Source organism: Streptomyces sp. NPDC042002 (assembly GCF_055588305.1).
Genome location: NZ_JBVJCT010000020.1, coordinates 108597 through 118636, shown reverse-complemented (window position 1 = coordinate 118636; position 10040 = coordinate 108597). Strand labels below are relative to the sequence as shown.

Sequence of the window (10040 nt, the reverse complement as noted above, 5' to 3'; positions counted from 1 at the left end):
CCGCCCCCCATCCTCCCCTCCTGCTAGCACTCCCCCAAAAAAAAGGTAACCTCCCCCCCCCCCCCCCCCCCCCCCCCTTTCTCCCCCCCCGCGGCTTCAGGCGTAGGTGTGAAAGCCGCGGCCGGACTTCTTGCCCAGCAGGCCGCCCTCGACCATGCGCAGCAGCAGCGGCGGCGGCGCGTACAGGGGCTCCTTGAACTCCTCGTACATGGCCTGCGCGATGGAGACGGTGGTGTCCAGGCCGATGAGGTCGGCGAGCCGCAGCGGGCCCATCGGGTGCGCGCAGCCCTGTTCCATGCCCTGGTCGACGACCTCGGCCGTCGCGAGTCCCGACTCGACCATCCGGATCGCGGACAGCAGGTAGGGGAAGAGCAGGGCGTTGACGAGGAAGCCGGCCCGGTCCGGGGAGGCGATCGGCTTCTTGCCCAGGACGTCACGGACGAAGACCAGCGCGCGCGTCCTGACCGTCTCGTCGGTCAGGACCGAGGAGACGAGCTCGACGAGGGGCAGTGCGGGCACCGGGTTGAAGAAGTGGATGCCGAGGACCTGGCCGGGGCGGCGGGTCGCGGCGGCGAGCCGGACGACCGGGATGGAGGAGGTGTTGGTCGCCAGGATCGCGTCCGGGTCCTCGACGGTCTTGTCGAGGGTGGCGAACAGCTCCAGCTTGAGCTGCTCGTCCTCCTTGACCGCCTCGATCACCAACTGGCGGTCCGCGAGGTCGGCGAGGTCACGCGTGAAGGACACCCGGCCCAGGGCCGCGTCGCGTTCCTGCGCGGTCAGTCTGCCCTTGGCCACGCCCCGCTCCAGTGATGCGGCCAGCCGCCGCGGCGCGCTCGCGAGCGACGCCTCGGAGAACACCGCGACCCTCACGTCCAGCCCGGTCTTCGCGCACAGTTCGGCGATGCCAGTGCCCATGATGCCGCTGCCGGCGACGCCCACCCGCTCGATGCCGGCGCCGGCCTGGTGTGTGGACAAGTTCATTGCTGGGTCCCCCAGTTCAGAAGTGTCGCTCCGATCGACATGCCGCCGCCGAACCCGGCGAGCAGCACCAGGTCCCCCTGCTTCAGCGCGCCCGTGCGGTGGGCCTCGTCCAGGGCGACCGGCACGGAGGCGCTGCCGACGTTGCCGTACCTGATCAGCGTGCGGTGGGTGTGCGCGGCGCCGAGTCCGGTGCGCTCGACGACCTCGCCGAGCATCACGCCGTTGGCCTGGTGCGGTACGAAGTGGTCGACGGCGCCGATGTCGACGCCGGCCCGGCGAGCCAGCGCGAGGAGCGCGGGCGGCACGTGCTCGGCGACGAAGTCCCGTACCCCGCGGCCGTCCATCTTGAAGAAGTGGCCGCCCTCAGCGACGGTCTCCGCCGACGCCGGCTTGCGGCTGCCGCCCGCCTCGACGCGGATCAGATGGTGCGCGTCGCCGCGGCTGGACAGGTCGGTGGCGATGATCCCGTACGGGTCGGGGGCCGCGCCGACGACCGCGGCTCCGGCGCCGTCGGCGAACAGGATCGCCGTGCGGCGGTCGGTGAAGTCCAGGATCCGGGAGTAGACGTCCGCGCCGATCACCAGTATCCGAGCGGCCGGGTTCACGGTCACCAGGCTGTGGGCCAGCGCCAGGGCGTAGACGAAGCCGCTGCACACGACGTTGACGTCGAAGCAGGCCGCGCCGTAGGCCCCCAGGCCGTGCTGCACCAGGTAGGAGGTGGGCGGCTGCGGGAAGTCCCCGGTGGAGGTCGAGACGATGATGTGGTCGATCTGCCCGGGGCCGAGCCCTGCCTGCTCCAGGGCACGTTCGGCGGCCTTGATGGCCAGGTCGGAGGTCGCCTCGTGGTCGGCGGCGTAGCGCCGGGATCTGATCTGCGTCTTGCGTTCGATCCACTCCGCGGTGACGCCGACGCGTTCGGCGACCTCCTCGTTGCCGACCTCGTGCTTGGGCAGGTAGGAGCCGGTGGAGAGTATGCCGATCCCCATGTCAGGACACCTCGGCCCGGTCGGGTGCGCTCTGGCGCAGCGGGTTGAGGCGCCGGGTGCCGATCTTCTCGCGCAGTGCGGGGTCGGTGACGCCGAGCCCTTCCCCGGGGGCGAGGCAGAGCACGCCGACCTTGCCGATGTGCTTGTTCTGCTGGACCAGCCGTGCGGCCTCGCCCACCTCTGCCAGCGGGAAGACCTCGGACAGGATCGGGGAGAGGTGCCCGAGCCGGAAGAGCCGGTTGCACTCGGCCTGTTCCTGGAGGTTGGCGGCGTGACTGCCGATGATCCGCTTGAGGTTCATCCACAGGTAGCGGTTGTCGAAGTGGTGGTCGTAGCCGGTGCTGGAGCCGCAGGTGACGACGGTGCCGCCCTTGCGCACGACGAAGACAGAGATCCCGAACGTCGCCCGGCCGACGTAGTCGAACACGACGTGCGGGTCCTCGCCGACCTGCCGGCGGATCTCCCGTCCGAGCCGTTTGGCCAGCTCGATGGTGCGTTCGGGGGTGAGCGCGTCGTCGCCGCCCATGCCGATGTCGTTGCGGTTGACGACCACGTCGCAGCCCAGGCGGCGCAGCACCTCGGCCTTGTGCTCGGAGCCGACCACGCCGATGGGGATGCCGCCCGCGTTCTTGACCATCTGCACCGCGAACGCGCCGAGGCCGCCGGTGGCGCCCCAGATGAGGACGATGTCGCCCTGCTTGATCCGGGCGCCGTTGTCGCCGACCAGCATCCGGTAGGAGGTCGCCGCGGTCAGCAGCACCCCGGCCGACTCCTCCCAGGTCAGATGTGCCGGCTTGGGCAGGAGCTGGCTGGCACGGACCACCGCGTAGTGGGCGAGGCCGCCGAAGTTGGTCTCGTAGCCCCAGATCTTCTGCCCCTGCCCGAGCATCGCGTCGGCGTGCGTGGCCGGTTCCTGCTCGTCGACCTGGACACAGCTCACGACGACGTGGTCGCCGGCCTTCCAGTGCCGCACCCCGGCCCCGGCGCGTACGACGACACCGGAGGCGTCCGAGCCGACCTGGTGGTACGGCAGGTCGTGCCGGGCTGCCCAACCCCCTTGGCGGGCGCCGCGCTTGAGGAACTCGAAGGTGGGCACCGGCGCGAACGTCGCCGACCATACGGTGTTGTAGTTGATGGAGCTCGCCATGACGGCGACGACCACCTCGTCCGGCGCGATGTCCGGCATGGGGACCTGTCCGACGTGCAGCGACTTGCGGACGTCGTTGTCCGCGACGCCGTCGAACATGCCGAGGTCCGCGGCCAGGAGGTGCGCCGCCTCGTAAGTCGAGGGGAGTTCGTGCCGCCCGAGTTCGTCCGGGCCGGCCCCGGACAGCAGGGCCTGTGTCAAAGAGTCCATGGCTTCCTTCGCCTTTGCCGTGCCGAACCGCTGCTGACCTGACCTGGCCGGGCCGGGCCGGGCCCGGCATCAAAGGACCTCTGGGGTCGAAGGACCCTCTGGGCCGAAGGACCCCCGGCGTCAGAGGACCGCGCCCTCCTTCGTCCGCCTGCGCAGGCTCGGCCTGCTGGACTGGCCGAGGTCCTTCCACATGTCCGACAGGCCGGTGATGGTGCGCGCCGCGAACAGGCGGCGGATGGACACCTCCTGCTTGAGCTCCGCCCGGATCAGGCCGACCAGCCGGATCGCGCGCAGCGAGTTGCCGCCGAGGTCGAAGAAGTCCTCGTCGATGCCGACCCGGTCCATTTCGAGCACCTCGGCGAACGCCTTGGCGAGGATCCGTTCGGTGTCGTTGCGCGGTGCGCGGTAGGTGTCCGGCTCGGTGGCGGGGTCGGGCAGGGCTGCCCGGTCGGTCCTGCCGCCCGCCGTCACCGGCAGGGCCTCCAGCACGGTGAACAGGGTCGGGACCACGGACTCCGGGAGTCGTTTCGCGGCGAAGCCGCGCAGTTCGTCGGCGGATACGGCCCGGCCGTTCACCGGGACGACGTAGGCCACCAGGCGTTGCTGCCCGGCCGCGTCCGGTTTGACGGCGACGACCGATCGGGCGAGGTGGGGGTGTTCGGCCAGTACCTCCTCGACCTCGGCCAACTCGACGCTGACGCCGCGTACGTCGGTCTGGGCGCCTGCGTCGGCGACATGCTCGATCCGGCCGTCGGCGCCCCAGCGCACCCTCTCGCCGGTGCGGTGCATCAGGGTGCCGGGCGGGCCGAAGGGGCAGGGCACGAAGCGTTCCGCGGTCGGTCCGGGGCGTCCGAGGTATCCGCGCGCCACGCCGGAGCCGGCCACGTACAGCTCGCCGGTGACGCCTGCGGGGACGGGTGCGAGGCCCGGGCCCAGGACGTAGAGGCGGGTGTTGTCGGTGGGGCGGCCGAGGGTGCCCGGGCGGTGTTCCGCCTCGTCCGGGGTCAGGTGGTCGGTGGCGGCGAATCCGGCGGCTTCCGTGGGGCCGTGGCCGGTGACGATCGTCGTCTCGGGGCAGGCCTGGCGGATGCGGCGCAGCGCGGCCGCGGGGACGCGGTCGCCGCCGGTGAACACCTCGCGCAGTCCGGCCAGGGAGGCGGGGTGCTGGGCGGCGATCGCCGTGAACCGGCCGGCGGGCAGCCACACGGCGGTGATGCCGTGCTCCGCGTGTGCCCGGGTCAGTGTGTCGGCGTCGAGTTCGCCGGGGGGAGCCACGACCACGCGGCCGCCGCTCAGCAGGGGCGCCCACAGTTCGAGGGCGAGGGTGTCGGAGGTGGCCGGGGTGTGCCACAGCACGGTGCCGCGGGCGGCGCCCTGCCAGGTGCGGTCCAGGACGAGCCGCTCCAGGTTGCGGTGGGTGATGCCGGCCGCGGTGGCGGCGCCGGTCGTCGACGTGGGGCTTACGGCGGCGAGGTTGTCGGGGTGCGGGAACGGGGTGGCGGTGGTGGTGGCCGGTGCGCCTTCGGCCGTGGTGGAGGTGAGGTCGGCGAGTACGAGGGCCGGGATCTCCAGGCCGGCCGAGAGTGCCTGGGCGGTCGCGGCGTCGGTGAGCAGGGTGTGTGCGGCGGCGTCGCCGGTCACGAGTTTGGCCTGCGCGGCGGGCAGCGCCGGGTCGAGGGGCAGGTAGGCTCCGCCCGCCTTCACGACGGCCAGCAGGGCGACGGCCAGGTCCACCGACCTCTCCAGCGCCACCGCCACGACCGTGTCGGGCCCGACGCCGCAGCCGCGCAGTGCGCCGGCCAGACGGCTGGAGCGCTCGTCCAGCTCCCGGTAGGAGAGGGTGAGGTCGCCCAACTGGAGGGCTACGGCGTCGGGGGCAGACTCCACCTGCCGGGCGAACAGTTGAGGGGCCGTCAGTCCGGGAAGAGGCGTGCCGGTGTCGTTCGGCCGGGTCAGCACCCGCTCCCGTCCGGCGCCGGCGAGTGCGTCCAGCGCGCCGACCGGTTGCTCCCCGTCGGCCACCACCGCGCGGATGTGGTCGATCAACTCCTCGCCGATGAACCGCAGTTCCGCGCGGTCGTAGAGGCGTGCGGGGGCGTCGAGGCGGATGTGGAGGTCGCTCTCGGCGCTGCCGTCGCTGTAGACGCCGATGGACAGTTCGTCGAAGGAGCCGGTGGTTCCGCCGAGGTAGCGGGCCGGGTGGTCGCCGAAGCGGAGCTGGTCGACGAACTCGACGACGTTCATGACGGCGCCGAAGCTGCCGCGCTCGCTCAGGGCGGTCTGGCTCGCGCGCTGGATGTCGGAGTAGTGGCAGGCGGTGTGGCCGGAGATCTCGTACGTCTCGTCGACGATCGCGTCGGCGAGGTCGGTGAAGGTCGTGTTCAGTGGGATCTTCACGCGTACGGGGACGACGTTCACGGCGAGGCCGGGGGTGCGGCTCGCGACGCCGACCCGGTTGCCGACGGCGAGGGAGAGCAGGAACTCGGGGCGGTCGCAGCGGTGGCGGAAGAACACGGCCGCGGAGGCGGTCAGCAGCGTGGACATCCACACGCCCATGGACTTCGCCGCCTCGGTCCAGGCGTCGGCCTCGGCGCGCGGGACGGTCAGGGTGCGGCTGACCATGCCGATGGGCTCGGTCAGTTCGCCCCAACGGTCGGCGTCGCTCATCGGTTCGGACAGCGCGGCGCGCTCGGCGTCGGAGAGGGCTACGTGCGGGACCTGCGCGGGGGCGGGCGCGTCGGCGAGGTAGTCGCGCCAGAACGCGGTGTCGTCGGTGAACTGCTGTGAGGCGAGGTAGTCGGCCGCCTCGGTCGCGAAGGAGGCGGCGTCCCACGGGTGCGGCAGGGCGGGGACCTGCTCGCCGTGTGCCAGTGCCGTGTAGACCTCGGCGAGGCGCCTGGAGAGCAGGCCGCCGGTGCCGAACCCGTCCGATATGAGGTGGTGGTAGGCGATCACGACGAGGGAGCGGGCCGGCGTGAGGGTGATGACGCCCATCCGGAACAGCAGGTCGTGGCCGAGGTCGAACGGCTTGCGGATCAGGTCGGCCAGCGCGTCGCGTGCCGCCTGCTCGGGGTCGGCCTCGGTGGACAGGTCGAGGAGGAAGGGCCGCCAGTCCCCCAGCTCGCGCGGCGCGAGGCGCAGTCCGTCGCCGGCGTCGGCGAAGGTGACGCGCAGGACCTCGGCCTCGTCCAGCACGTGCAGGAACGCGGACTCCATGACGGCCGCGTCCAGTTCACCGTCCACATCCCACATGGTCAGCGCATGGTTCAGTGTGTCGGCAGACATTTCCTCCGCGAGCCACAGTCCTTTATGCGCGGACGAAGCAGCGAATGCACGCACACGGATCAACCCCTCAGCAAACAGGTCCGGGAATCAAGGGAATTCGCAGATCACCCCACCTTCACGGAAGGTGAATCAGCAGGTCAAGACAACTTGGTACGGGGGCGGGACAAGCCTTGTGAGGGCTTGCGGTGTCCCGCCGGCGGGACATGGGGCCGGCGGGACATTCCCCGGGTGGCGCATTTCCGTGAGGGCGCGACCGCGCCCGTAACTCGGTCGGATCGCCTGACCGGTCAGCGTGCGCCGGGCTTGGCCAGCGAGGAGACGATGTGCCGGGCGATCAGCCGTGGGGAGGGGTGGCGCAGCACCACGTTCGGGCGCAGCTTCAGGCCGGTGGAGGCGGTCAGGCGTTTACTCAGGTCCGCCGACAGCATCGAGTCGAAGCCGATCTTCGTGAACTCGCCGTCGGGGTCGACGGATTCGGTGGAGGGGTGGCCGAGGACGACGGCGACCCGTTCGAGGACATGGTCGAGGACGAGGGCCTGGGCGTCGTCGGGGACGAGCGCCACAAGCAGCTGCGGCAGCGGAACTTGCTGGTCGTCGGCCGCCTGCTGAGGTTCCGTGGGGGATGCTTGTGCGGTCACGGCGGCGGTGGGTGCGGAGCTGAGCCAGTACCGTCGGCGCTGGAAGGCGTAGGTCGGCAGATCGACCTGCCGACGGGTGGTGAACAGGGCGGACCAGTCGACGCTTCCGCCCCGGACGTGGAGCGCGGCCAGCGAGCCGAGGACAGCCTCCACCTCGCCGCGGCCGCGCCGCGAGGACGACAGCACCAGCGCGTCGTCCAGGTCCTCGACCATCTCCTGCACGGGGACGGTCAGTACGGGGTGCGGGCTCATCTCGACGAACACCCGGGAACCGTCCGCGGCCATCTGCCGTACCGAGGATTCGAAGCGGACCTTCTCGCGCAGGTTGTCGTACCAATAGTCGGCGTCCAGCCGTGCGGTGTCGATGATTTCGCCGTACAGGGTCGAATAGAAAGGCAGTTCCGACGATTTCGGGCTCACGTCGGACAGGCTGCGGATCACCTCGTCCCGTACCCGGGTCACCTGATGTGAATGCGAGGCGTAATCGACCTTGATGCGCTGGGCCTGGCAGCCGTCGGCCTTCATCTTCTCGATGAATTCGTCGAGCGCGTCGGGTTCTCCGGACACGACGACCGCGCGGGGTCCGTTGACCACGGCGACACCGATCCGGTCGCTCCAGGGTGCCAGGTGCTGCTGCACCACCGTTTCGGACTCGGCGACGAACGCCATCCCGCCGTGTCCGATCAGTTCCACCAGGGCCTTGCTGCGCAGCGCCACGATCTTGGTGGCGTCCCGCAGGGACAGTGCGCCGCACACGTGGGCGGCGGCGATCTCGCCCTGGCTGTGGCCCACCACAGCGGACGGCCGGGCGCCCCAGGACCGCCACAGGGCGGCCATGGACACCATCACCGAGAACAGCGCGGGCTGCACCACGTCCACCCGGTCCAGGCCCGGCGCGCCCTCGGCTCCTTGGATGACGTCGAGCAGCGACCAGTCGGTCCACTCGGCCAGGGCGGCCGCGCACGCGTCGAGGCTCTGCGCGAAGACCGGGAAGGCGGCGTACAGTTCGCGGCCCATGCCGACCCACTGGGAGCCCTGGCCGGGGAACATGAAGGCGACGCCGCCGAGGTCGCCCGCCGTGCCGCCGACCACCGCGGCGGACTCCGTGCCCTGGCTCAACGCCGTGAGGGCGTCGAGGAGTTCGTCCTTGGTGCGGCCGAGCACCACCGCGCGGTGCTCGAACCGTGAGCGGTTGGAGAGCAGCGACCAGCCGGCGCCGGCGAGGTCCAGGCCGGTGTCGGCGGCGGTGAAGTCGCGCAGTCTGGCCGCCTGTTGGCGTAGGGCTTTGGCGGTCTTGCCCGACACCGTCCACGGGATCAGGCCGCCGACGACGCCCGCCGTCGCGCCGCGCCCGCCGTCCTGGTGCTCCTGTTCCTGCTGTTCCTGGGGCGGGGCCTCTTCCAGGACGATGTGCGCGTTGGTGCCGCTGACGCCGAAGGAGGACACTCCGGCCCGCCGCAGGCCGCTCCCCTTGGTCCACTCGCGTCCCTCGGCGAGGATCTCCACCGCGCCGGCGGACCAGTCCACGTGGTGCGAGGGCTCGGTGACGTGCAGGGTCTTGGGCAGGTGGGCGTGGCGCAGGGCCATCACGGTCTTGATGACCCCGCCGACCCCGGCGGCGGCCTGGGCATGTCCGAGGTTCGACTTCAGGGATCCCAGCCACAGCGGCCGGTCCTTGTCCCGGTTCTGGCCGTAGGTGGCCAGCAGCGCGCCGGCCTCGATGGGGTCCCCGAGGACGGTTCCGGTGCCGTGGGCCTCGACGAGGTCGACCTCGGCGGGGGTGACGCCGGCGTTCGCCAGGGCCTTGCGCATCACCTTCTCCTGGGCGCGGCCGTTGGGGGCGGTCAGGCCGTTGCTGGCGCCGTCCTGGTTGACCGCGCTGCCGCGCACGACGGCCAGTACCGGGTGGTTGTTGCGGCGGGCGTCGGACAGCCGCTCCAGGAGCAGCACGCCCACGCCCTCGGCCCAGCCGGTGCCGTCGGCGCCGTCCGCGAAGGCCTTGCAGCGGCCGTCGGGCGAGAGGGCGGCCTGCCGGGAGAACTCCACGAACATCGCGGGTGTCGCCATCACCAGTGCCCCGCCGGCCAGTGCCAGGGAGCATTCGCCCGAGCGCAGGGACTGCACCGCCATGTGGAGGGCCACCAGCGACGAGGAGCACGCCGTGTCCACCGACACCGCGGGTCCCGTCAGGCCGAGTTCGTAGGCCACCCGGCCGGAGGCGACGCTCAGGGCGCTGCCGTACAGCAGGTAGCCCTCCAGGTCCTTCTGGCCGCCTTCCAGGAAGCGCCAGCCGTACTCGGAGGAGCTGACCCCGGAGAAGACGCCGACCTCGCGGCCGCGGACGTCGGCGGGGACGATGCCGGCGCGTTCGAAGGCCTCCCAGGAGGTCTCCAGCAGCAGGCGGTGGTGCGGGTCGATGGCCAGTGCCTCGCGCGGGCTGGTGCCGAAGAAGTCGGCGTCCCAGCCGGCGACGTCGTCCAGGAAGCCGCCCTGGTTGGTGTAGGCGTGGCCGGTGGCGTCGCGGTCCGGGTCGTACACGTCGCGCCATCCGCGGTCGGCGGGGAAGTCGCCGATGACGTCGCGGCCCTCGCGGACCACGTCCCACAGTTCCTCGGGACTCGTCACGCCTCCCGGGTAGCGGCATGCCATGGCCACCACGGCGATGGGTTCGCCGCGGCCGGTCTTGAGGGCGTCGTTCTCCTGCCGGAGCCGGTCGCGTTCCTCCAGGAGCGTACGGAGCGCCCGCTGGACCCGGTCCGCGCCGTCCGCCGTGCGTTCCGCGGAATCGGTCAT

Annotated in this window: 5 protein-coding genes; all 5 read right to left on the bottom strand. The window is 71.6% G+C overall.

Annotation, left to right across the window (positions count from 1 at the left end):
- Window positions 1–96 precede the first annotated feature (96 nt).
- Window positions 97–981, bottom strand: a complete 885-nt coding sequence (locus tag ACZ6KY_RS26715) for a 3-hydroxybutyryl-CoA dehydrogenase (protein ID WP_469312823.1) — start codon at window positions 979–981, stop codon at window positions 97–99.
- On the bottom strand, window positions 978–1967 hold the full coding sequence (locus tag ACZ6KY_RS26710) for a 3-oxoacyl-ACP synthase III family protein (RefSeq protein WP_469312822.1): 990 nt from the start codon (window positions 1965–1967) through the stop codon (window positions 978–980). The genes ACZ6KY_RS26715 and ACZ6KY_RS26710 overlap by 4 nt, the downstream gene beginning before the upstream one ends.
- A 1-nt stretch (window position 1968) precedes the next feature.
- Window positions 1969–3324, bottom strand: a complete 1356-nt coding sequence (gene ccrA / locus ACZ6KY_RS26705; protein WP_469312821.1) for a crotonyl-CoA carboxylase/reductase — start codon at window positions 3322–3324, stop codon at window positions 1969–1971.
- Window positions 3325–3444: 120 nt separating this feature from the next.
- Window positions 3445–6663, bottom strand: coding sequence for a non-ribosomal peptide synthetase (locus ACZ6KY_RS26700; protein ID WP_469312820.1), 3219 nt, complete (start codon window positions 6661–6663; stop codon window positions 3445–3447).
- Window positions 6664–6896: 233 nt separating this feature from the next.
- Window positions 6897–10040: a type I polyketide synthase gene (locus ACZ6KY_RS26695; RefSeq protein ID WP_469312819.1), complete on the bottom strand. Its 3144-nt coding sequence runs from the start codon at window positions 10038–10040 to the stop codon at window positions 6897–6899.